Origin of the sequence: Thioalkalivibrio sp. ALJ24 (assembly GCF_000377785.1) — a bacterium.
Taxonomy (GTDB): Bacteria; Pseudomonadota; Gammaproteobacteria; order Ectothiorhodospirales; family Ectothiorhodospiraceae; genus Thioalkalivibrio.
This window is the reverse complement of sequence record NZ_KB898726.1, coordinates 70985-93389: the sequence shown is the minus strand read 5'-3', so window position 1 is coordinate 93389 and position 22405 is coordinate 70985. Positions and strand designations below refer to the sequence as shown.

19 protein-coding genes are annotated in these 22405 nt (G+C 66.8%); 14 read left to right on the top strand and 5 right to left on the bottom strand.

From position 1 onward, the window contains the following. Complete coding sequence (gene clpS, locus D571_RS0104500; RefSeq protein ID WP_018935480.1) at positions 1 to 327, bottom strand: ATP-dependent Clp protease adapter ClpS; 327 nt, start codon at positions 325 to 327, stop codon at positions 1 to 3. Positions 328 to 452: 125 nt separating this feature from the next. Then, positions 453 to 1715, bottom strand: a complete 1263-nt coding sequence (icd, locus tag D571_RS0104495) for an NADP-dependent isocitrate dehydrogenase (RefSeq protein WP_018935479.1) — start codon at positions 1713 to 1715, stop codon at positions 453 to 455. A gap of 101 nt (positions 1716 to 1816) precedes the next feature. On the opposite strand from icd, the gene D571_RS0104490 reads away from it, so the two are divergent. The 7 genes from D571_RS0104490 to D571_RS0104460 all read left to right on the top strand — a co-directional run bounded on the left by D571_RS0104490 (position 1817) and on the right by D571_RS0104460 (position 10141). After that, complete coding sequence (locus tag D571_RS0104490; protein WP_018935478.1) at positions 1817 to 2293, top strand: NUDIX domain-containing protein; 477 nt, start codon at positions 1817 to 1819, stop codon at positions 2291 to 2293. 1 nt (position 2294) lies between these two features. Further along, positions 2295 to 3416 carry a tRNA 2-thiouridine(34) synthase MnmA gene (mnmA, locus tag D571_RS0104485; RefSeq protein WP_018935477.1) on the top strand — a complete coding sequence of 374 codons (1122 nt, stop codon included), beginning with the start codon at positions 2295 to 2297 and terminating at the stop codon, positions 3414 to 3416. A gap of 61 nt (positions 3417 to 3477) precedes the next feature. Then, complete coding sequence (hflD, locus tag D571_RS0104480; protein WP_018935476.1) at positions 3478 to 4107, top strand: high frequency lysogenization protein HflD; 630 nt, start codon at positions 3478 to 3480, stop codon at positions 4105 to 4107. Between the two features lie 16 nt (positions 4108 to 4123). Then, positions 4124 to 6877 carry an aconitate hydratase AcnA gene (gene acnA / locus D571_RS0104475; protein ID WP_018935475.1) on the top strand — a complete coding sequence of 918 codons (2754 nt, stop codon included), beginning with the start codon at positions 4124 to 4126 and terminating at the stop codon, positions 6875 to 6877. A gap of 9 nt (positions 6878 to 6886) precedes the next feature. Further along, on the top strand, positions 6887 to 7312 hold the full coding sequence (locus D571_RS0104470) for a hypothetical protein (RefSeq protein ID WP_018935474.1): 426 nt from the start codon (positions 6887 to 6889) through the stop codon (positions 7310 to 7312). Further along, the gene (locus tag D571_RS0104465) at positions 7309 to 8154 is read left to right on the top strand and encodes an HDOD domain-containing protein (protein WP_018935473.1); all 846 of its coding nucleotides are present in this window, start codon (positions 7309 to 7311) and stop codon (positions 8152 to 8154) included. The genes D571_RS0104470 and D571_RS0104465 overlap by 4 nt, the downstream gene beginning before the upstream one ends. A 31-nt stretch (positions 8155 to 8185) precedes the next feature. Continuing rightward, complete coding sequence (locus D571_RS0104460; RefSeq protein ID WP_026287578.1) at positions 8186 to 10141, top strand: bifunctional diguanylate cyclase/phosphodiesterase; 1956 nt, start codon at positions 8186 to 8188, stop codon at positions 10139 to 10141. A gap of 39 nt (positions 10142 to 10180) precedes the next feature. On the opposite strand, the gene D571_RS0104455 is transcribed toward D571_RS0104460, so the two are convergent. Beyond that, entirely contained in the window at positions 10181 to 11563 is a 1383-nt protein-coding gene (locus D571_RS0104455) for a lyase family protein (protein ID WP_018935471.1), read from the bottom strand. Positions 11564 to 11637: 74 nt separating this feature from the next. On the opposite strand from D571_RS0104455, the gene purB reads away from it, so the two are divergent. Both purB and D571_RS0104445 read left to right on the top strand, forming a co-directional pair. Then, complete coding sequence (gene purB / locus D571_RS0104450) at positions 11638 to 13005, top strand: adenylosuccinate lyase (RefSeq protein WP_018935470.1); 1368 nt, start codon at positions 11638 to 11640, stop codon at positions 13003 to 13005. Positions 13006 to 13012: 7 nt separating this feature from the next. Then, entirely contained in the window at positions 13013 to 14179 is a 1167-nt protein-coding gene (locus D571_RS0104445) for a cupin domain-containing protein (RefSeq protein WP_018935469.1), read from the top strand. Positions 14180 to 14204: 25 nt separating this feature from the next. Here the strand turns inward: D571_RS0104445 and dusA are convergent, their stop codons facing one another. Beyond that, the gene (gene dusA / locus D571_RS0104440; protein WP_018935468.1) at positions 14205 to 15257 is read right to left on the bottom strand and encodes a tRNA dihydrouridine(20/20a) synthase DusA; all 1053 of its coding nucleotides are present in this window, start codon (positions 15255 to 15257) and stop codon (positions 14205 to 14207) included. A 363-nt stretch (positions 15258 to 15620) separates the two neighbouring features. Between dusA and D571_RS0104435 the strand changes: the two genes are divergently transcribed. Together D571_RS0104435 and D571_RS0104430 are read left to right on the top strand one after the other, a co-directional pair. Continuing rightward, positions 15621 to 15947, top strand: a complete 327-nt coding sequence (locus D571_RS0104435) for a hypothetical protein (RefSeq protein WP_018935467.1) — start codon at positions 15621 to 15623, stop codon at positions 15945 to 15947. Between the two features lie 144 nt (positions 15948 to 16091). Further along, the gene (locus D571_RS0104430; RefSeq protein ID WP_018935466.1) at positions 16092 to 17525 is read left to right on the top strand and encodes a Glu/Leu/Phe/Val dehydrogenase; all 1434 of its coding nucleotides are present in this window, start codon (positions 16092 to 16094) and stop codon (positions 17523 to 17525) included. Between the two features lie 7 nt (positions 17526 to 17532). On the opposite strand, the gene D571_RS0104425 is transcribed toward D571_RS0104430, so the two are convergent. Continuing rightward, on the bottom strand, positions 17533 to 18927 hold the full coding sequence (locus tag D571_RS0104425) for a M17 family metallopeptidase (RefSeq protein WP_018935465.1): 1395 nt from the start codon (positions 18925 to 18927) through the stop codon (positions 17533 to 17535). A 92-nt stretch (positions 18928 to 19019) separates the two neighbouring features. Between D571_RS0104425 and D571_RS0104420 the strand changes: the two genes are divergently transcribed. The 3 genes from D571_RS0104420 to D571_RS0104410 all read left to right on the top strand — a co-directional run bounded on the left by D571_RS0104420 (position 19020) and on the right by D571_RS0104410 (position 22401). After that, on the top strand, positions 19020 to 19997 hold the full coding sequence (locus tag D571_RS0104420; protein ID WP_018935464.1) for an ABC transporter ATP-binding protein: 978 nt from the start codon (positions 19020 to 19022) through the stop codon (positions 19995 to 19997). Then, complete coding sequence (locus tag D571_RS0104415) at positions 19994 to 20776, top strand: ABC transporter permease (RefSeq protein WP_018935463.1); 783 nt, start codon at positions 19994 to 19996, stop codon at positions 20774 to 20776. The genes D571_RS0104420 and D571_RS0104415 overlap by 4 nt, the downstream gene beginning before the upstream one ends. Positions 20777 to 20880: 104 nt before the next feature. Then, positions 20881 to 22401, top strand: coding sequence for a peptidoglycan DD-metalloendopeptidase family protein (locus D571_RS0104410; protein WP_018935462.1), 1521 nt, complete (start codon positions 20881 to 20883; stop codon positions 22399 to 22401). Positions 22402 to 22405: the final 4 nt, after the last annotated feature.

The window sequence follows — 22405 nt, the reverse complement described above, 5'->3', positions numbered from 1 at the left end:
TCAGGCCTCCTCCATCGAGCATAGCAGTGGGTGCTGATGACTCCGGGCGTATTCATTCACCTGGGCCACCTTGGTCTCGGCGACATCTCGAGTGTAGATGCCGCACACGCCCTTGCCCCGGGTATGCACCTGCAGCATCACCCGGGTGGCCTTCTCGCGGTCCATGCCAAAGAAGGTCTCCAGGACCTCCACCACGAACTCCATCGGCGTGTAGTCGTCGTTGTTCAACACGACCTTGTACTGCCGTGGTGGCTTGAGTTCCGGCCTCGATTCGTCGACCGCAACAGATTCGTCGTGATCGGGTTTGCGGGGCTTGTCGTCACTCATGTTGGTCCGGCTCGCACTCGTGGTACCCGTCGGTACCGCGTGTTCATTATAGTTGAGTCCTGACATCATCCATCGGTTCCCGGCGTCGGCCAAGTATCCGCGCCGGATATCCCGGAAGTCCGGCTTCAGCCTTCCATGTGGCGGATCATCGCCTCGCCAAAGGCGGAGCAGGCGATCGGTTCCACCCCGTCCATCAGGCGGGCGAAGTCGTAGGTCACCTCGCCGGCGGCGATCGCGCCTTCCATGCCACGCACCACGAGATCGGCCGCCTCGGTCCAGCCCAGGTGGCGCAGCATCATCTCGGCCGACAGCACCAGCGACCCCGGATTGACCTTGTCCTGGCCGGCGTACTTCGGCGCCGTACCGTGGGTGGCCTCGAACATCGCGGTGGTGTCGGAGATGTTGGCACCGGGCGCGATGCCGATGCCACCGACCTGCGCCGCGAGGGCATCGGAGATGTAGTCCCCGTTCAGATTCAGGGTGGCGATCACCGAGTATTCCTCCGGGCGCAGCAGGATCTGCTGCAGGAAGGCATCGGCGATCACGTCCTTGATCACGATCTCGCGCCCGGTCTTCGGGTTCTTGAACACCTGCCACGGGCCACCGTCGAGGTCCTCGGCCCCGAATTCTTCGCGCGCCAGTTCGTAGCCCCAGGCCTTGAAGGAGCCCTCGGTGAATTTCATGATGTTGCCCTTGTGCACCAGGGTCACCGACGGACGATCGTTGTCGATCGCGTACTGGATGGCCTGGCGCACGAGGCGCTTGGTCCCCTCGCTGGAGACCGGCTTCACGCCGATCCCCGCAGTATCCGGGAAGCGGATCTCGCGCACGCCCATCTCGTCCTGCAGGAAGCCGATCAGCTTCTTCGCCTCGGGCGTGCCGGACTCGAATTCGATGCCCGCGTAGATGTCCTCCGAGTTCTCGCGGAAGATGACCATGTCGGTCTTTTCCGGTTCCTTCAGCGGGCTGGGCGTGCCCTTGTAATAGCGCACCGGACGCAGGCAGACGTACAGGTCCAGTTTCTGCCGCAGCGCCACGTTCAGGGAGCGGAAGCCGCCCCCCACCGGGGTGGTCAGCGGGCCCTTGATCGACACCTTGTAGTCCTTCACCGCCTGCAGGGTCTCGTCCGGCAGGCCCGAGTCGTCGTCATACACCTGCGTCGCCTTCTCGCCGGCGTAGACCTCCATCCACTCGATGGCCTTCTGCCCGCCGTAGGCCTTCTCCACGGCCGCATCCGTCACCCGGCGCATCACCGGGGTGATGTCCACGCCGATGCCGTCCCCCTCGATATAGGGGATCACCGGGTGGTCGGGCACCACCAGGCCGCCGTCCTTGTCCACCTCGATGGGTTGGCCGTTCTCCGGGATGCGAATGTGCTGATACGCCATGAAGACTCCTTTTGCAGCGCGCTGAAGATGGGGTTGGGATTGCGTCCGATTATACATGGCGTCCGTGGCCTTCGCCGCCGGGCGGCGGGTATCATGCGCGCATGAATGACCGCCTGCGCTGCCATATCACCGTGGCCGCCGTGATCGAGGATCGCGGCCGCTTTCTGTTCGTCGAGGAAGAGGATGCCGGCCGGTGCGTGCTCAACCAGCCGGCCGGTCACCTGGACCCCGACGAAGACCTGCTCGGCGCGGTCTGCCGCGAGGTCCGCGAGGAGACGGCGCTGGACTTCGCCCCGCAGTACTCGCTGGGCTGCGATCTGCTGCGCCTGGCCGGTGGTGCCGTGATCCTGCGCGTGGCGTTCAGCGGGTCGGTGACCACCCCGGCCCGCCCCCCGGAGCGTGATCCGGCGATCCTCGCCAATCACTGGCTGGATGCCGCCACCGCCCTGAACGACTGGCCCCTGCGCAGCCCGCTGGTGGCGCGCACCCTGCGGCGCTGGGAATCCGGCCTGCGCCTGCCGCTGGAGTCCGCCGGCGAACTGGTCGACAATCTCCCCTCGCCGTCGCGCGCCGGCTAGCATGGCAGCCTCCGAACGCATCATCGTGGGCCTTTCCGGCGGCGTGGATTCGGCGGTGGCCGCCGCCCGCCTGCTGGAGGCGGGCCATCGCGTGGAAGGCCTGTTCATGAAGAACTGGGAAGACGACGACGCGGACGGTCAGTGTGCGGCCGAGGACGACTACGCGATGGCGCGCGAGGTTGCGGCCACGCTGGAGATCCCGCTGCACAAGGCGAACTTCGCCGAGGACTACCGCCAGCGCGTGTTCCAGCAGTTCCTGCACGAATACCGCGCCGGGCGCACCCCCAACCCGGACATCCTGTGCAACCGCGAGATCAAGTTCCGTTCCTTCCTCGAGCAGGCGCAGGCCCTGGGCGGCGAGGCCATCGCCACGGGGCACTACGCCCGTGCCTGGCACGGTCCCGACCACAGTGAACTGCGGGTGGCCGCGGACGCCAACAAGGATCAGACCTATTTCCTGCACGCCCTGGATCAGGCCCAGCTGCGTCCGGCGCGCTTTCCGCTGGGCGACCTGCCCAAGGAACGGGTGCGCGAGATCGCGCGCGAGCGCGGCCTGCCCAACCATGCGCGCAAGGATTCCACCGGCATCTGTTTCATCGGCGAACGCCCGTTTCGCGAATTCCTGGCTCGTTACCTGGAAGGCAGCGAAGGCGACATCTGTACGCCGGACGGTCGGGCAATCGCGCGGCATCATGGACTGATGTTCTACACCCTGGGCCAGCGCCAGGGGCTGGGCATCGGCGGGGTCGAGGGTGCCGCCGATGCCCCGTGGTACGTGGTCGACAAGGACCTCGCGGGGAATCGTCTGATCGTGGCCCAGGATTCGGCCCATCCGCTGCTGATGAGCCCGGAGCTGATGACCGAACCCGTGCACTGGATCCATCGCGTGCCTGCCGATGGCGAGCGCCTGCAGGCACGTCTGCGTCACCGCCAGCCGCTGCAGGACTGCCGCATCCACCTTGCGGCAGACGGACGCGCCCGGGTGGTCTTCGATCAGCCCCAACGCGCGGCGACACCCGGTCAGTCCGTAGTGTTCTACCACGACGGCACCTGTCTCGGCGGGGGGGTGATCGCCACGCGCCGCACCCTGCCCTCGGACACCCCGGTGGCCGCCGGGGCATGAGTCCGGTGGCCGGTTTCCGGTATAGTGCGAGCCCTGATACTCATACCCGGACGGACACGGCTTGGAGCGCAGCGATCACAACCGCACCCTCGCACTGGCGGCCATCTTCCAGGCCGCAAGCCTGGTCAAGGACCTGGCCTGGCGAGGCTCCTGCGACGAACACGAGCTGGAGGTCCTGATCGGAAGCCTGTTCGCCTTCGACTCGACAACGCCCGAGGAGATCTATCGCGGCGAAGTCAGCCTGCGTACCGGGCTGGAGCGGGTCCGGACCCAGCTGGAAAGCGGCGGCAAGCCGCCGGACATGGAGATCACCCGCTACGCGGTGGGCCTGATCTTCCTCGAGCGCAAGCTGCAGAAGCGCGGCGACATGATGCAGCAGCTCGCCGACGGCCTGCAGGGCGCCCAGCGTCAGGTCGACTATTTCACCCTGACCCACGAGAGCGTGATCTCGCGTCTGGGCGAGATCTACAAGGAGACCATCTCCGAGCTCGGTCCGCGCATCATCGTGCAGGGCGAACAGAACCATCTGTCCAACCCGGACATCGCGGCACGCATTCGTGCCCTGCTGCTGGCCGGCATCCGCGGTGCCGTGCTGTGGCGCCAGGCCGGCGGTTCGCGCTGGAAGCTCCTGTTCGGGCGCAAGCGCCTGATGAACGAGGCCACCCAGATCCTTCAACGACTCAACACCTGATTCGGACGAACCCAAGATGAGCGACGCCATGCCACGGAACACCCGCACCCTGTCCGCCGGCGGACACGACTGCCAGTACGTCCCGATCGCCGATGATGCGCGTGCGCAGACCCTGCCCTACGCGCTCAAGGTGCTGCTGGAAAACCTGATGCGCCACGAGGACGGGCGCACGGTCACCCGCGAGGACATCGAGGGCCTGCTGGACTGGGATCCGGCCGCCGAACCCGCCCGCGAGATCGCGTTTCGTCCGGCACGCGTGCTGCTGCAGGACTTCACCGGGGTTCCCGCGGTGGTCGACCTGGCCGCAATGCGCGATGCGATGGAAGACCTCGGCGGCGATCCGGCGAAGATCGCCCCGCTGCAGCCGGCCGAGCTGGTGATCGACCACTCGGTGCAGGTGGACGAGTACGGCAACCCGAACGCGATGAACCTGAACGCCGAGCTCGAATACTCGCGCAACCGCGAGCGCTACAGCTTTCTCAAGTGGGGCCAGCAGGCGTTCGACACCTTCAAGGTCGTGCCGCCGGACACCGGGATCGTCCATCAGGTGAATCTGGAATACCTCGCCCGCACCGTGTTCCTCGAGGACCGGCCCGACGGCAGCTGCGTCGCCTACCCCGACACCCTGGTCGGGACCGATTCCCACACCACCATGATCAACGGCCTGGGCGTACTCGGCTGGGGCGTGGGCGGGATCGAGGCCGAGGCGGCGATGCTCGGCCAGCCGATCTCCATGCTGATCCCCCAGGTCGTCGGCTTCCGCCTGAAAGGCCGGCTCGCCGAAGGCGCGACCGCCACCGACCTGGTGCTGGTGATCGTCGAGCAGCTGCGCAAGCACGGCGTGGTCGGCAAGTTCGTCGAGTTCTTCGGCGACGGCCTGGCCGATCTGCCGCTGGCCGACCGCGCCACCATCGCCAATATGGCCCCGGAATACGGCGCGACCTGCGGGATCTTCCCAATCGACGACGAGACCCTGGAATACCTGCGTCTGACCGGGCGCGAAGAAGGCCATGTCCAGTTCATCGAGGCCTATGCCCGCGAGCAGGGCCTGTGGCGCGTCGACAGTGCCCCGGACGCACGTTACAGCGACCTGCTGGAGCTCGACCTGTCCACGGTCGAGCCCAGCCTCGCCGGTCCCAAGCGCCCGCAGGACCGCATCCCGCTCGGGCGCGCCGGTACCGTGATCAGCCAGCATCTGGATACGCTGCTGAAGGAGCGGATGTCGGGTGCCGACGAACCGGCCGAAGCCGAACGCTTTGCGGCCGAGGGCGGACATACCGCGGTGGGCGTGGAGCATCAGGCGGAAGAGCCTCACCACACGGCCATCGAGATGGGGGGCGAAACCTTTACCCTGGATCACGGCGACGTGGTGATCGCGGCGATCACCTCCTGCACCAACACCTCCAATCCCTCGGTGATGCTGGGCGCCGGGCTGGTCGCGCGCAAGGCACGCGAGCACGGCCTGCAGGTCAAACCGTGGGTCAAGACGTCGCTGGCCCCCGGCTCGCGCGTGGTCACCGACTACCTGCAGAAGGCCGGCCTGCTGGAGGAACTGGAGGCCCTCGGCTTCCACGTGGTCGGCTACGGTTGCACCACCTGCATCGGCAATTCCGGCCCGCTGCCCGAGCCCATCAGCGAGGCGATCATCAAGGACGACCTGGTGGTCTCCTCGGTACTCTCCGGCAACCGCAATTTCGAGGGACGCATCCACTCCGAGGTGCAAATGAACTTCCTCGCCTCACCCCCGCTGGTGGTTGCCTACGCCCTCGCCGGCCGCGCCAATCTCGACTTGTACAACGATCCGCTGGGCGAGGACGCCCGGGGCAATCCGGTCTATCTCAAGGACATCTGGCCGGATGCCCGAGAAGTACGTGAAGCGGTGGACCAGCACGTGGGTGCCGGCAGCTTCACCAGCGCCTACGGCGATCTTTATACCGGCGAGGAGCGCTGGCGCAGGCTGGAGGCCCCGGCCGGCGACCGCTTCGACTGGCAGGACGATTCCACCTATGTCCGCAAGCCGCCCTACTTCGATGGCATGGGCATGACGCCCCCGCCCACCAGCGACATCGAGGGCGCGCGGGTCCTGGCCCTGCTCGGCGATTCGGTGACCACCGACCACATCTCGCCGGCCGGCTCCATCGCCCCGGACAGCCCGGCGGCCCGCTACCTGGAGGAACAGGGGGTCAAGCCCGCCGACTTCAATTCCTACGGGTCGCGGCGCGGCAACCACGAGGTGATGATGCGCGGGACCTTCGCCAATGTGCGCCTGCGCAACCTGCTGGCGCCGGGTACCCAGGGTGGCGTGACCCGACATCTGCCGGATGGCGAACCGATGTCGATCTACGACGCCTCCATGCGCTATCAGGCGGAGGGTACCCCGCTGGTGGTGATCGCCGGCAAGGAATACGGCACCGGTTCCTCGCGCGACTGGGCGGCCAAGGGCACCCTGCTGCTGGGTGTGCGGGCGGTGATCGTGGAGAGTTTCGAACGCATTCATCGTTCCAACCTGGTGGGCATGGGCGTGCTGCCGCTGCAGTTCCGCGACGGCGAGAACGCCGAATCCCTGGGCCTGACCGGCGAGGAGACCTACGCCATCAGCGGGATCCAGGGCGGCGAGGCGAAAGAAGCCACGGTGACGGCCACCGCCGACGACGGATCAAAGAAGGAATTTCGTGTGCACGTGCGACTCGACACCCCGCAGGAGATCGACTACTACCGGCACGGGGGTATCCTGCCCTACGTGTTGCGTCAGCTCGCGGCACAGGGCTAAGGTTCCGGCATGGCACGCACCGTCCCCACCCCCGAGCTGGAGCCCGGTCTGGTCGTCGCGGCGCCCGTTCACGACCGCTCGGGCCGGCTCCTGGTCCCGGCCGGCATGACTCTGCAGAGCAAGCATCTGCGAATCCTGCGTGCATGGGGAGTGCCCGAGGTCGCGGTGGCCTCCGGACATGGGGGCGCAGCTTCCGAAGATGGTGCCGAAGATGGCGATCCCGATACGTCCGGGTCGGAACTGGACCCGGGCAACGGAGAGGAACCGGACGCGGCGGGCGCCCGGGCGTGTCCGGAGGCCACCGCCGACGAGCTGCTGGCCGAGCGCTTCCGGCATTGCGACACCGGGCAATTCCCGATGGATGGCATCTTCCGCATCGCGCGGCGCGTCCTGCTCGAAGAACTGCAGCGTGCTGACCACCGGGGGCGAAGATGAGTTTCGCCCTCGAGGATTTTCTCCGCGCGGACGACTCACTGTGCAGCTTTTCCGGTGCGTTCCGTGCGATCGTCGAGCGCATCAACGACCCATCGGCCAGTGTCGCGAACGTCAGTGAGGCGATCGAGCTGGACCCCACAGTAGCGGCCAAGACGCTGCGGCTCGCCAACTCTTCGCTTTACGGCTACCCGCACGAGATCGAAACCCTGCATCGGGCGGTGACCATCATCGGTCTCCAGCAGATCCGGCAGATCGTGCTGTCGACGGTGGTGATCGAACACTTCCGTGGTCTGCCGGTCATCGGCGTGGACATGGCTTCCTTCTGGCGTCACAGCCTTGCCACGGCCCTGCTTGCACGCGGGATCGCGCGTTATCGCCGCGAGGCCAACGTGGAACGGCTGTACCTGTTCGGTCTGCTGCACGACATCGGCCGACTGCTGATGTTCCTCTATCTCGGGCGGCACGCGGAAGAACTGATCGACCTGCGGGAACGCGAGGGTGACCTGATGTTCGTGGCCGAACGTCGCTATATGGGGTTTGATCATGCGCAGATCGGCAGTGCCCTGCTGGAACGGTGGGACATGACCCCGGCGCACGTGGAAGCCACCCGCTACCATCACGATCCGCTGGAAGCACCCGCCTTTCCGGTGGAGGCCAGCATCGTGCACGTAGCCGATTCGCTGGCCAATGCCATGCGTCTGGGCTCCTCCGGCGAGCGCATGGTGCCTCCGGTGAGTCGCGAGGCATTTGAACGGATCGGTCTGAACATGGACCAGTGTGAAGAAATGGCCCTCCATGCACGCGAGCAGCTGGACCAGCTGGCTCGCATCCTTCTTGACTGACCCGCCCCGGCGGAAAGGCATGCCGATTCCCATGAGTCCTTCGCACCTGACTCCGGATGACCCCGAACGGCTCCAGGAGCGGATCCAGTATCTCGAACAGGCCCTGGAGAACAGTGCCTATGTGATGGATGTCCTGTCTTCCACCACCGCGATCTTCGGGGACACCGAGGGTAATCGCCGCCCCGAGGTCATTGTGCGCAACACCCTGGAGGCCGCGCGCCGGCTGCTGCCTCTGTCGGAGTCGGCGATCTACCTGCTGGATAACGATGCCTCGTTCTGTCTGGAGCGCCATGACCGGGAACACGGGGCCCCCGGAGACCTGCCCGAGCGGGTGGAACAACTGATCGAGGAGGGTTCGTTTTCCTGGGCCCTGCACGAGAACCATCCTGTCCTGCTGCCTGCCGGGGAAGATGGCGGGGCCGTGCTGCTCCACGTGATCTCCACGCGGACGCGGGTGCGCGGCATGTTCGCGGCGCGTCCGTGCGGAGAGGAACCTGCGCGCCACGAGCTGACGCTCTCGGCCCTGACCCTGATGCTGTTCAACGCCGCCTATGCGCTCGAATCCGCCGACCTCCACCAGCTGATGGAACGGCGCCAGCAAGCTCTGCAGAGGATCACCGAGCGGCAGTCGCGCGAGCTCCTGCATCACATGTCGCACGACTCTCTCACCAACCTGCCCAACCGGATGCTGTTCAGCGACCGGCTTGCGCAGGCCATGGAACGTCATGCGCAGGGTTCCAGCCACGTCGCCCTGATCCTGCTGGATCTGGATAATTTCAAGCGCCTGAACGATGCCCTCGGGCACCGCGCCGGGGACGAGCTGATCCGCAAGGTGGCCGCCGACCTCTCTGCACTGCTGGAGGGTTCCCGCTGGTGCGACGGTCAGGACCTGAATCCCACGCTGTCGCGTCTGGGCGGCGACGAATTCGGCATCCTGATCGAGGGCATCCAGGGTCTCGAGGCCGTGGTGCGGCTGGTCACGGAGATCGTTCGCACCACGGCGGTGGAGCGTACGGTTGCCGAGCACCCGGTGCTGACCTCCTGCTCGGCCGGTATCGCGGTCTTTCCTTACGACGGTAACGAGGCGGATACCCTGCTCACCAACGCGGACGCCGCGATGTACGACGCCAAAGCACGCGGGCGCAACGGCTTTCGTTTCTATACCGAGGATCTCAACTCGCGCACCTTCCGTCATTTCCGCCTGGAAACCGATCTGGGCGGTGCCATCGAAAATGACGAACTGCGGATCTACTACCAGCCAAAGGTGGATCTTGAGAGCGGACGCGTATCCGGGGCGGAGGCCCTGATCCGCTGGGAGCATCCGCACCTGGGCCTGATGCCCCCGGGGCAGTTCATGGAGATCGCCGAGGAGATGACCCTGATCGAGCAAATCGGGGAATGGGTCCTGAAGCAGGTCTGTCGGGATCTGGCGAGCCTGCCGGGTCCGGCCCGTGAACTGCCGAGGGTCGCGGTCAATGTCTCGGCGCGTCAGCTGCGCCAGCCCAATCTGGCCGAGGAGTTCTTCGCCACGACGGAGGAGTTCGGCATCCCCGCCGACCGCATCGAGCTGGAACTGACCGAAAGCGTGATCATGGACGATGCGGATACCGCGGTGCGCGTGTTCCAGCGCCTGCGTGAGGTCGGCATGTCACTGGCGGTGGATGACTTCGGCACCGGGCACGCATCCCTGACCCAGCTCAAGCAGCTACCCGCCGACACCCTCAAGATCGACCGTTCCTTCGTGAAGGATCTGGAAAAGACCGATGAGGACGCGAAGATCGTACGCGCCATTGTGGTGATGGCACGCAGCCTCGGCATGCAATTGGTCGCGGAAGGCGTCGAGACCGTGGAGCAGGCTCGGCTGCTGAAGGATTTTGGCTGCGACTACGCGCAGGGTTTTCTGTATTCCCGACCGGTCCCGTTCGAGCAGCTGCGCGAGATGATCGTCAACGAAGGGCGTATCAGCACCATCACCGACGAGACCTGACGCCTGCGCCCCCGGCCCGGCCGCCGACCGCACGCCCCATCAGCCCTCCTGCGGCCCGGTCAACCCGCGCGGGTCCAGCAGGTGGCGCAGCCGCTCGCGGTCCATGCCGGTGTGCTCGGCGGCGACGTCGATGATTGGCCGGTCGGAGGCGTAGGCCTCCTTGGCGATGCGCGCGCCCGCTTCGTACCCGATCTCGGCGTTCAGCGCGGTGACCAGGATCGGGTTGCGGTCCAGCGCCGCCCGCATCACGTCTTCGTTCACGCTGAATCCCGCGACTGCGTGCTCGCCGAGGTGCTGCGCGGCACGGGCGAGCAGGCCGATCATCTGCAGCAGATTGTCGGCGATCAGCGGCAACCCCACATTGAGCTGGAAGTTGCCCGCACCGCCGGCCGCGGTGACCGCCGTATCCAGGCCGAGCACCTGGCGCGCCGCCATCAGCACCGCCTCGGGGATCACCGGGTTGACCTTGCCGGGCATGATCGAGCTGCCCGGCTGCAGGGCCGGCAGGGCGATCTCGCCGAGCCCGGCCAGCGGCCCGGAGTTCATCCAGCGCAGGTCGTCCGCGATCTTGATCAACGCGGTGGCCACGGTCCGCAGCTGGCCCGAGCATTCCACCGCCGTGTCCTGGCTGGCCAGCGCGGCAAAGCCGTTGGGCTCCCGCCGGAAGGCGAGCCCGGTGCGCTCCGAGAGACGCTCCGCCACCCGCTCGCCGAAGCCCTCGGGGGCATTGATCCCGGTGCCGACCGCGGTGGCCCCGATCGCCAGGCGCCCTAGCCGGTCGCGGGTCGCCTCCAGGCGCTCCACGCCCAGTTCCAGCTGGGTGCGCCAGCCGGACAGTTCCTGGTCCAGGCGGACCGGCATCGCATCCATCAGATGCGTACGCCCGGTCTTCACCTGCCCCTTGAGTTCCGCCTCGCGCCGGGCGATGGTCGCGATCAGTCCGCGCAGGGCCGGCAGCAGTTCGTGCTCCAGCTGGCTCAGGGTGGCCACGTGCAGCGCGGTGGGGATCACGTCATTGGAGCTCTGCGAGCGGTTCACGTGATCATTGGGATGGACCGTGCAGCCCTCCGCCGCGGCCAGGCGGGCGAGCACCTCGTTCATGTTCATGTTGCTGCTGGTGCCCGAACCGGTCTGGTAGACATCCACCGGGAAGGCGTCCGCGTGCTCGCCCAGGGCGACGGCCTCGGCCGCCCGCACGATGGCCGCGGCGGTGTCCGGGTCCAGCTGTTCCAGTGAGCGGTTGGCCTCGGCACAGGCCGCCTTGACCTGCGCCAGGGCACGAATGAAGGCCGCCGGCAGCGGGCGCCCGGCGATCGCGAAGTTTTCGATGGCGCGCTGGGTCTGTGCGCCCCAAAGGGCCTGTTCGGGCACCTCCACGGTGCCCAGGCTGTCGTGTTCCTGACGATGGCCTGGTCGGGTCATTCCGGGCTCCGGCTGTGCACTTGAACGGTGTATTATACTGCGCCGCACAAGCAAGCCCCATCACAAGGCCGACCATGTCCCTGAACGCCCTCACCGCCATCGCCCCGGTCGATGGCCGTTATGCCCGTCACACCCGCGACCTTGCTCCCTGGTTCAGCGAGCAGGGCCTGATGCAGGCCCGCGTGCGCGTCGAGATCGCCTGGCTCAAGGCGCTGGCCGCCGAGCCCGCGATCGCCGAGGTCCCGGCGCTGTCCGCCGAAGGCACCGCCGCGCTGGAGCGCATCGCGGCCGAGTTCGACAATGCCGCCGGCGAACGCGTGAAGGCCATCGAGGCGACCACCAATCATGACGTCAAGGCGATCGAGTACTACATCAAGGAGCAGATGCAGGACCATCCCGAACTCGCCGCGCGCATGGAGTTCGTGCATTTTGCCTGCACCTCCGAGGACATCAACAACCTCGCCTACGGTGTGATGGTGCGCGAGGCGCGCAATGAGGTGATGCTGCCGGCGCTGGACGGCATCCTCGGCCACCTGCGCCAGCTGAGCGGAGAATTCGCCGACCAGCCGATGCTCTCGCGCACCCACGGTCAGCCCGCCTCGCCCAGCACCATGGGCAAGGAGATCGCCAACGTCGTGCATCGCCTGCAGGCCCAGCGCGAGCAGCTGGCCGGCGTGGTCTGCCGGGGCAAGATCAACGGCGCGGTGGGCAACTACAACGCCCACGTGGTGGCCTACCCCGAGGTTGACTGGCCGGCACTGGCGCGGCGCGTGGTCAGTGACCTGGGTCTCGAACCCAGTTCGCACACCACCCAGATCGAGCCGCACGACTACCTCGCCGAGATGTTCCATGCCTTCATGCGCGCCAACACCATCCTGCTGGATGCCTCGCGCGACATCTGGGGCTACATCTCGCTGGGCTACTTCAAGCAGAAGGTCGTGGCCGGCGAAGTCGGCTCCTCGACCATGCCGCACAAGGTCAACCCGATCGACTTCGAGAACGCCGAGGGCAACCTCGGCCTGGCCAATGCGGTGTTCGATCACCTCGCCGGCAAGCTGCCGGTCTCGCGCTTTCAGCGCGACCTGACCGACTCCACCGTGCTGCGCAACATCGGCATGGGTTTCGCCTGGTCGCTGATCGCCTGGAAGGCGTTCGCCCGCGGGCTGGGCAAGCTGGAGATCGAATCCACTCGCATGGACGAGGATCTGGATGCCAACTGGGAAGTCCTCGGCGAAGCGGTGCAGACGGTGATGCGCCGCTACGGCATCGATTCGCCCTATGAGAAGCTCAAGGACTTTACCCGCGGCCGCCGGATCACCCCCGAGGCCCTGCACGAGTTCATCGACGCGCAGGACATCCCCGAGGAGGCGCGCGCGCGCCTGCGCGAGCTGACCCCCGGGCGTTACACCGGTCTGGCGGACCGCCTGGCCCGCGACGTCTGAGTCGACCGTGGCAGCGCCCGACCCGGACACCCCGCTGACCCTGCTGGGCGGACTCACGCCGGCCGCATTCCTGCGGGATTACTGGCAGCAGAAACCCCTGCTGATCCGCGGCGCGATCCCCGGATTCGAGAATCCCATTGAAGCCGACGACCTCGCCGGCCTGGCCACCGATCCCGAGGCCGGCAGCCGGCTGGTCCTTGGCCACCGCGAGCGCAACGACTGGGACGTGGAATACGGCCCGTTCGAGCCGGACCGCCTGGCCCGGCTGCCGGAACGCGACTGGACCCTGCTGGTCAGCGACGTCGAGCGCTTCTGGCCGGGTGGCCCGGGGTTTCTCGCGCAGTTCGATTTCATCCCGCGCTGGCGGCGCGACGACCTGATGATCTCGTACGCCCCGCCCGGCGGCTCGGTGGGCCCGCACATGGATCAGTACGACGTCTTCCTGTTTCAGGCGGCGGGCCGGCGGCGCTGGCAGATTCAGGATCCGCCCGGGAATCCGGAGTGCTTCGAGGACCTGCCGCTGGCGATCCTGCGGGACTTCCGGCCCACCGACAGCTGGGAGCTGGAACCCGGGGACATGCTGTACCTGCCGCCGGGCGTGCCGCATTACGGTGAATCCCTGGATCGCGAATGCATGACCTGGTCCGTCGGCTTCCGCGCCCCGGCCATCCTCGACGTGCTGACCGGCTTTCTCGAGGAACGCGCGAACGTGATCGGGGATCAGGCCCGCTTCGAGGACCCGGGGCGCCCCGCAGATACCTGGCCGGGGGAACTGCCGGCGGGCGATCGGCGCGAACTGCGTGACGCGCTGCGGGCCCTGCTGGCGGCGGACGATGCCGATCTGGATGCCTATCTCGGCCGTTTCCTCACCCGCCCGACGGCCAGTACCGGACTCGCAACCCCGGACGAGGATGCCCCGCCCCCGGACCCCCGGCCGGGCGTTCGCTACCGTATCCATCCGGGCATCCGTCGCGCATGGTTCCGCGGCCCGGACGGCCCGGTGCTGTGCATCGCCGGCCACGATCACCCTGCGCCCGCGCTGGAACCGGATCAGCTGGAGACCTTCTGCACGGTGGAGACGCTCGCCGCGGAAGACTGGGAGGCCGGATTTCCGTCGATTCACCAGGTGCTGGAAGACGGCCTGCGCGAGGGCTGGCTGGAGCCCGACGACTGAGAGCGGGCGGTCATCCAGACCGCCGTCAGTCGGACGTGGCGGGCGCCCCGCCCTGCGCCGCCGGACAGGCCGCGGCCGCGCGCTCGATCAGTTCGGGGCCGGCATCCGGGCGATGGGCGCCCTCGGTCAGGATCCGGCGCCATTGACGCGCACCCGGCTCGCCGTGGAACAGCCCCAGCACATGGCGGGTCAGCCGCGCCAGCGGCACGCCGTCACGGCGCATCGCTTCGGCCATGTCCAGCAGCCCGCGCACCACCTCGGCACGCTCCGGCCGCCAGGCCTCGCCGAAATACAGCCGATCGACCTCCGCCAGGCTCCACGGCCGGTGATAGGCATGGCGCCCGAACATCACCCCGTCCAGCGTGGCCAGGTGTTCCCGCGCGCCGGCCACGTCGTCCAGGCCCCCGTTCAGCACGATCACGCAGTCCGGGAATTCGGCCTTGAGGCGATGGACCCGGGCGTAATCCAGCGGCGGAACATCGCGGTTGTCCTTCGGGCTGAGCCCCTGCAGCCAGGCCTTGCGCGCGTGCACGATGAAATGCCGGCAACCGGCATCCGCCACGGTGCGCACGAAGGCGCGCAGATCGGCGTCCGAGTCCTGGTCGTCGATCCCGATGCGATGCTTGACCGTCACCGGGATGTTCACCGCCGCCTGCATGGCCTCCACGGCCCTGGCGACCCGTTCGGGCGTGGCCATCAGGCTGGCACCAAAATCGCCCGACTGTACCCGGTCCGACGGACAGCCCACGTTCAGATTGATCTCGTCGTAACCGAAGTCCTCACCGATACGCGCGGCCTGCGCCAGGGTGGCGGGTTCGGACCCGCCCAGCTGCAGCGCCACCGGGTGTTCGATGTCGGCGAATCCGAGCAGGTGCCGGCGATCGCCCTGCACCACCGCGTTCGCGTGCAACATCTCGGTGTACAGCAGGGCCCGCCGGGTCAGCAGCCGGTGGAAACGACGGCACCAGCGATCGGTCCAGTCCATCATCGGTGCCACGGAGAAGCGCTGCGGCCCGGGCGGGTGCGTGCCCGCACAGGACCCCTGCCCCTCGGCGGGCACCGGCGCGCGGTAGGTCACGGCAGGAGCTGCGCGCTGACTGGGACGGGCATCGGGCATCCTGGAAACAAGGCTGGGAGCACGCGCATATGGTCCCCCCGGAGTGTTCCGGAGTCCAGCAACGCCGGACCGGGCTTGTGGCAATGCGACACGGGTCAGCGTGACCCGCTGTGTCCGGACGACCCGCGGAACATCGCCGCGAACCATTTCACAGGGGGATGCAGAAACCATTGATATTCGCCCCTTTATGAGCGGACCAGCCATCCTGGCATGGTCACTGCAATCTATTCGGGTGCAGACGCTGGAGATTCCGGGCTCCCGGTTTCCAGCGGGCCTGCAGAGCTTTCAAAACCCAGAGCTTGCAAACCCCAGGAGTTTTTAACGATGAAATATCGCAAGACGGCCATCGCCTTTGCCCTGTCTTCCCTGTTCGCCATCGGTTCGATGGGAACGGCCGGCGCCATGGGTGGCGGCGGAGCCGAGGAAGGCGGTGCCCCGCCGGCCGAAGAAGCTGCCCCTGAGGCGGGTGGTGCTCCCGAAGCAGGCGGCGCCCCCGAAGCGGGCGGTGCTCCCGAAGCGGGTGGCGCCCCCGAAGCGGGTGGTGCGGAAGGCGGCGCCCCGCCGGCCGACGACGGTGCCGCGGCGGGTGGCGCAGCCATGGGCGAGGAAGAAGATGACGACGAGGACGAAGACGACGCGCCGGACTGGTAATCCCGCGCTGACCGGGCCGGCCACGCCGGCCGGCCCGCGGATCGACAGGCCGAAGCGTTCCTGCCGGGCGCTTCGGCCTTTTTTTGCCAGTCGCCCGGCGGCGGCGTGTACAATCACGTCCGTTTTCCGTCACGGACCGCAGCAATGACCCCTCCCGTATCTCCGCAGACCGACGACTTCCAGCAGACCGTGGCGCGCATGGTCGACCGCGCGATGAATTTCCTCGAGATCCCGGAAGGGGCTCGCGAGGGGCTGCAGACCTGTGACTCGGTCATCCAGGTGTCCTTTCCCATCCAGTTCCGCGACCGGGTCGAGGTCTTCCACGGCTGGCGGGCGGTGCACTCGGCCCATCGCCTGCCGGTCAAGGGCGGGATGCGCTTCGCCCCCAACATGGACCAGGCCCATGCCGAGGCCCTGGCCGCGCTGATGTCCTACAAGTGCGCCATCATCGACATCCCCTTTGGGGGTTCCAAGGGCGGACTGCGGATCGATCCGCGCAGGTACAGCGAGTCCGAACTGGAGCGCATTACCCGCCGCTTCGCGCACGAGCTGATCCAGCGTGACTACGTCTCCCCGGCGCAGAACGTGCCCGCCCCCGATGTCGGCACCTCGCAGCGGGAGATGGCGTGGATCGCCGACACCTACCGGCAGCAGCGCCCGGATGACATCAACCACGTCGCCGCCGTCACCGGCAAACCGGTGGATCTGGGCGGCATGCGGGGGCGGCTGGAGGCTACCGGGCGTGGGGTTCAGTATGCGCTGCAGGCCTTCTTCCGGTCGAAGGCCGCGGTGGCCGAGGCGGGTCTTCAGGGCGGTCTGGGCGATCAGCGGGTGATCGTTCAGGGCTTCGGCAACGTGGGCTATCACCTCGCCCATTTCCTGCAGCAGGATGACGGCGCGCGCATCGTCGGCATCATCAAGAGCGACGGCGGGATCTATTCCGAAGAGGGTCTCGACGTCGACGCCGTGCACGACTACATCAACCGTACCGGCACCCTCGACGGCTACCCCGGCGTGCGCTTCGAGCGTGACGGCAACCGGCTGATGGAAGAGGACTGCGACGTGCTGGTCCCGGCCGCGCTGGAGGGGGCGATCCACGAGTACAATGCCCCGCGGATCCGGGCGCGACTGGTCGCGGAGGCCGCCAACGGCCCCTGCACCTTTGAGGGCGACCGCATCCTGCAACAGCGCGGGATCACGGTGCTGCCCGACGTGTTCGTCAATGCCGGCGGCGTGGTGGTGTCCTACTTCGAGTGGGTGCGCAACATCCAGCACATCCGCTTCGGCCGCATGGAGCGCCGCTACGATCAGGCGCAGGGCCAGCACATCGTCAGTGCGATCGAGATGATGACCAACCAGGATGTCCCCGAGTGGCTGCGCGACTCCATCGTGCGCGGCGCCGAGGAGATCGATCTGGTGCGCTCCGGGCTGGACGACACCATGCGCGAGGCCTTCAGCGAGATGCAGGAAGTGCGCGAGGTGGAGAGCAACGGACAGGTACTGGACTACCGCACCGCGGCCTACCTGATCGCACTGCGCAAGATCATCCGCGCGCGCCCCGACCTCAACGTCATCTGACTCGAGGTCATCCGGTCCGGCCGAAGCGCTTCTCCAGCGCGCCGAACAGCGCGCGCAGCCCCAGCGCCTCGCCACCCTTCGGCCGCCCCGGCCGTGCCCTCGTGTTGAAGGCCATGATGTCGAAATGCAGCCAGGGGGTGTCGGCCGGCACGAAGTCCTGCAGGAACAGCGCCGCGGTGATCGCCCCGGCCTGCCCGCCCGCGCTGGCGTTGACGACATCCGCCACGTCGCTCTCCAGCATGTGCCGGTAGGGCGCGTGCAGCGGCAGACGCCAGACCGGATCGTCCCAGCTCGCCGCCGGCTCTTCCAGGGCCCGTGCCCAGTCGTCGTCGGAGGCGAAGAACGCCGCGATCTCGTGCCCCACGGCGACCCGCGCGGCCCCGGTCAGGGTCGCGAAATCGGCCACCAGCGCCGGCTCCAGTTCGCGTGCCCGGTCCAGCAGGTCGGCCAGCACCAGCCGCCCTTCCGCATCGGTATTGTCGATCTCGATGGTCCGGCCGCTGCGCGCGGTGAGCACGTCCCCGGGGCGAAAGGAACGCGACCCCACCGCGTTTTCCACCGCGCCGATCAGTACCGTCAGGCGGACCGCCAGCCCCGTACGCATGATCAGTCCGGCCAGCCCGAGCACGGTCGCGGCCCCGCCCATGTCCTTCTTCATCTGCCGCATCGCGCTGTCGGGCTTGATGTTGAGCCCGCCCGAATCGAAGCAGACGCCCTTGCCCACCAGCACCAGCGACGGAGCATCTTCCGGGCCCCAGCTCAGTTCGATCACCCGCGAGGCATGTTCGCTGGCGCGGCCAACGGCGTGAATGCAGGGCCAGTCGCGCGCCAGGATCTGCGGATCCTCCTCGATCTTCGCCGTACCGCCATGCGCCCGGGCCAGACGCGTCGCCTCGGCGGCCAGTTCTCCCGGCATAAGGTCAGCCGGGGCAGTGTTGATCAGGTCCCGGGTGTGCCCGATGGCCTCCACCATCGCCACGACCCGTTCTCGGTCCACCCCCTCCGGCCACAGCAGGCGCGCCGCCCGGTCTTCCACCTTGTTGTCAGTGCGGTAGCGGCGGAAACGATAACGGCCCAGGCCCCAGCCGACCGCCGCCCGTTCCAGCGTCGGGGCATCCAGACCCTGCGTATCCAGCCGGTAGATCCCGCCCGGCAGGCCCTCTGCCGCCGCGGCCAGCATCCACAGCGGCTCGTCGCTGCGATGGCCGACCAGCACCGCTTCCAGATCTCCCGCCTCGTCCGCAATCCGCAGCAGTTCTCCCGCCTCGGCGGCAAAATCCATCGCGCGCACCCAGCGCCGGTAACGAGCCGGTCGTTCTTCCAGGACCGTCTCCAGCGACTGCGGTGTGACCGGGATCAAATCAACGGCGGCGGGGGCATCGGCAACAAAAACGGATTCCACTGGGGGCTTCCTCATGCTCGCGGGAAAGCCCCCATAATAACGCCACCTGCAGCCGGCACGCCCGGCCCCAACTTCTCGACAGGGAACGCCGCATGACGCCAGCACTGGAAATCCGCGGGCTGCGCAAGACCTACAACAACGGTTTCGAGGCGCTCAAGGGTATCGACCTCGAGGTCTCCCCGGGCAGCTTCTTCGCCCTGCTCGGCCCCAACGGGGCGGGCAAGTCCACCACCATCGGCATCATCACCTCGCTGGTGAACAAGTCCGCCGGCGAGGTCCGGGTGTTCGGCCACGACCTCGACCGCGACCCCCGCGGCGTGAAGCGCTCGATCGGCCTCGTCCCGCAGGAGTTCAACTTCAACCAGTTCGAGCCGGTGGGCGAGATCGTCGTCAACCAGGCCGGCTACTACGGGATCCCGCGGCGCGAAGCCTGGGAGCGTGCGGGCCACTATCTCAACGAACTCGGTCTGTGGGACAAGCGCGAGGACATGGCGCGAATGCTGTCCGGCGGCATGAAGCGGCGTCTGATGATCGCGCGGGCCCTGGTGCACGAACCCCGCCTGCTGATTCTCGACGAACCCACCGCGGGTGTCGACATCGAACTGCGCCGGTCCATGTGGGACTTCCTCCAGGGGATCAACGAGGACGGGCGCAGCATCATCCTGACCACGCATTACCTCGAGGAGGCCGAGTCGCTGTGCCGCAACATCGCGATCATCGACGACGGCCGGATCATCGAAAACACCACCATGAAGCAGCTGCTGGCGAAGCTGGAAACCGAGACCATGGTGCTGGATCTGGCCGAACCACCGCTGGCCGTGCCCGAAGGGGGCCCCATTCCGCTGCGCCGGATCGATGATCTGACCCTGGAGGCCGACATCCATTCCAACCAGAACCTGAATGATCTCTTCCAGCTACTTGATCAGCAAGGAATCCGTGTGCAGAGCATGCGGAACAAGGCCAACCGCCTCGAGGAACTGTTCGTGCGCATGACCCGCAGCGAGACAACCAGCAGCACGCTCACCCCGGGGGGCGGCGGCGCCAGCGACCGGCAGGAGGGTCAGGCATGAATGCGGCGGATCTGCGACTGTGGACTACCGCTCTGCGTACCATCGTCATCAAGGAGATACTGCGCTTTGCCAGAATCTGGGTGCAGACCGTTCTCCCGCCGGTGGTTACCACCGCGCTCTATTTCATCATATTCGGCGGCCTGATCGGCGAGCGGATCGGGGAGATGGAAGGCTACCGCTACATGGACTTCATCGTCCCCGGCCTGATCATGCTCGCCGTTATCACCAACAGCTATTCCAACGTTGTTTCATCATTCTTCGGATCGAAGTTCCAGCGTCATATCGAAGAGATGCTGGTCTCGCCGATGCCGAACGGCATCATCATCCTGGGATTCGTGTTCGGTGGCGTCGCGCGCGGCCTTACCGTCGGGGTTGCGGTTCTGATTGTCTCGATGTTCTTTTCTCCATTGAGCGTTCACAACCCGGTCGTCATGCTGGGGGTTGTCCTGCTGACCTCCATCCTGTTTGCGCTCGCGGGGCTTATCAATGGCGTATTTGCTCGAACTTTCGATGATATATCATTGATTCCTACATTCATTCTCACGCCTCTGACTTATCTTGGGGGCGTGTTCTACTCCATCAGCCTGCTGCCGGACTTCTGGCAGGGCGCGTCCATGCTGAATCCGATCTTTTACATGGTGGATGCCTTCCGCTACGGCAGCCTGGGAACCAGTGACTTTTCCGTCACCGCTTCTTTTGCGATCATCGCCGTGTTCATTGTTTTGCTCTATGGTCTCGCACTGTGGCTTCTGAATCGGGGAACGGGTATCCGCTCATGAAGGCATTCGGCAAACGACACCGCGAGAATCGACGGATCCATGCCACGGGTTCACCGCGCAGCAAATCATGGTATAAAGCCACAAGTCCAAACGGAACGTTGTCCATGAACGGTCAGCGCAGGTTCACCTCTCTCGGCTTCATGGGAACGGCCGGCCTCGCCCTTGCGGTAGGTTCCGGTCTGGTCTTCGCTTCCAAACCCCAGGAAGCGGCCCAGCCCCTCGAAATCTCCACCCTTCCGGTATCCTCGGCGGCGTCCACGGCCAACGGCACCCCGTATGCCGCCGAACAGCCGGTCAGCCTTGCGGCCCTCCCGGTGAATGACCCGGCACCCGCCGGTGGACCGCAGCAAGTAGCCTTCGCGGAGGACGCGCTCCGCGAGGATGCCCCGGTCGACGACCCGGCGGGCGCCGGTACGGGTTTCGACGAGGACGCGACCTCCTACGAGACCTTCGATCTGGACGACGACGGGCCGGACAAGACAGCCGAACTGGGAGAGGAGGAAGACTGGGAGAGCCACACCCTGAGCAGTGACGACCGGCTGAGCAGCCTGTGGGAACGCGAATGGGATCTGCCGCTGGCCACCCTCTACCGCCTGCTGGACGACGACGACAACGCCGAGATCCTCAATCGCATTCGTTCTGGACAGGAGCTCGAGTGGCAGGTTGATGACGAAGGCTATCTGACCCGCCTGCGCCTGTGGGGCCGCAATGGTTCCGGTCACGAATGGGTGCGCGAGGAGGACGGCTGGGACTTCGACCGCCACGAGATCGAGAATGCCCGCGAGACCTCGCACTTGATCATCAGCGCCGAGATCGACGGCTCGATTTCGGCCGCCCTGTCCCGCCAGACCGAACTCTCGCCGCGTGCGGCGGCTGCGATCGCGGCGCTGATGGACCGGCACCTTCCGGTACGTCGGGAGGCGCGTGCCGGGGACGAGTTCACCCTGCTGGTGGAACAGGAAACCATCGAGGGTGATGACACGCCGCGCAACCTGCGCCTGCTCGCCTTCGAATACAACGGTGAACGCATCCAGGAAGAGGCCGCGCGCAACGTCAACGATCGCTTCTACCGCGAGGACGGTGAAAGCCTTCTACCCCCGTTCGACCGGCGCCCGTTCTCCGGCAACTATCGCATCAGTTCGTCGTTTGACCCCCAGCGCCGCCATCCGGTCACCGGACGCGTCGCGCCGCATCACGGCACCGATTTCGCGATGCCCATCGGTACGCCCATTCAGGCCCCGGCGGATGGCCGGGTGACGCGGGTCGAACACGACCAGTACGCTGGCCGCTTCATTGTCATCGAGCACGGTCAGGGCTATTCCACCCGCTATCTGCACCTGGATCGTGCCCTGGTCAGCCCCGGCGACGAAGTCGAACGCGGCGACCGCATCGCACTGTCCGGCAACACCGGACGCAGTACCGGCCCGCACCTCCACTACGAGGTCCACGTGAACCGCCAGCCGAAGGATCCGATGCGGGTGGAGCTTCCGGAAAGCGACGCGCTGGAAGGCGAAGAGCTGGAGCAGTTCCGCGAGATCGGCGAAGTCCTGTTCGCTCAACTGGAGAACGGCCGCAGCGACGATCAGGTGGCCATGCAGCCCTTCAGCGAGCTCGCGGGCCAGTAAACCG

Excerpts from the sequence above, each read along its gene's own strand:
- clpS (WP_018935480.1), bottom strand. The coding sequence starts at position 327 with ATGAGTGACGACAAGCCCCGCAAACCCGATCACGACGAATCTGTTGCG.
- icd (WP_018935479.1), bottom strand. The coding sequence starts at position 1,715 with ATGGCGTATCAGCACATTCGCATCCCGGAGAACGGCCAACCCATCGAG.
- D571_RS0104490 (WP_018935478.1), top strand. The coding sequence starts at position 1,817 with ATGAATGACCGCCTGCGCTGCCATATCACCGTGGCCGCCGTGATCGAG.
- mnmA (WP_018935477.1), top strand. The coding sequence starts at position 2,295 with ATGGCAGCCTCCGAACGCATCATCGTGGGCCTTTCCGGCGGCGTGGAT.
- acnA (WP_018935475.1), top strand. The coding sequence starts at position 4,124 with ATGAGCGACGCCATGCCACGGAACACCCGCACCCTGTCCGCCGGCGGA.
- D571_RS0104470 (WP_018935474.1), top strand. The coding sequence starts at position 6,887 with ATGGCACGCACCGTCCCCACCCCCGAGCTGGAGCCCGGTCTGGTCGTC.
- D571_RS0104465 (WP_018935473.1), top strand. The coding sequence starts at position 7,309 with ATGAGTTTCGCCCTCGAGGATTTTCTCCGCGCGGACGACTCACTGTGC.
- D571_RS0104460 (WP_026287578.1), top strand. The coding sequence starts at position 8,186 with ATGAGTCCTTCGCACCTGACTCCGGATGACCCCGAACGGCTCCAGGAG.
- D571_RS0104455 (WP_018935471.1), bottom strand. The coding sequence starts at position 11,563 with ATGACCCGACCAGGCCATCGTCAGGAACACGACAGCCTGGGCACCGTG.
- purB (WP_018935470.1), top strand. The coding sequence starts at position 11,638 with ATGTCCCTGAACGCCCTCACCGCCATCGCCCCGGTCGATGGCCGTTAT.
- D571_RS0104435 (WP_018935467.1), top strand. The coding sequence starts at position 15,621 with ATGAAATATCGCAAGACGGCCATCGCCTTTGCCCTGTCTTCCCTGTTC.
- D571_RS0104430 (WP_018935466.1), top strand. The coding sequence starts at position 16,092 with ATGACCCCTCCCGTATCTCCGCAGACCGACGACTTCCAGCAGACCGTG.
- D571_RS0104420 (WP_018935464.1), top strand. The coding sequence starts at position 19,020 with ATGACGCCAGCACTGGAAATCCGCGGGCTGCGCAAGACCTACAACAAC.
- D571_RS0104415 (WP_018935463.1), top strand. The coding sequence starts at position 19,994 with ATGAATGCGGCGGATCTGCGACTGTGGACTACCGCTCTGCGTACCATC.
- D571_RS0104410 (WP_018935462.1), top strand. The coding sequence starts at position 20,881 with ATGAACGGTCAGCGCAGGTTCACCTCTCTCGGCTTCATGGGAACGGCC.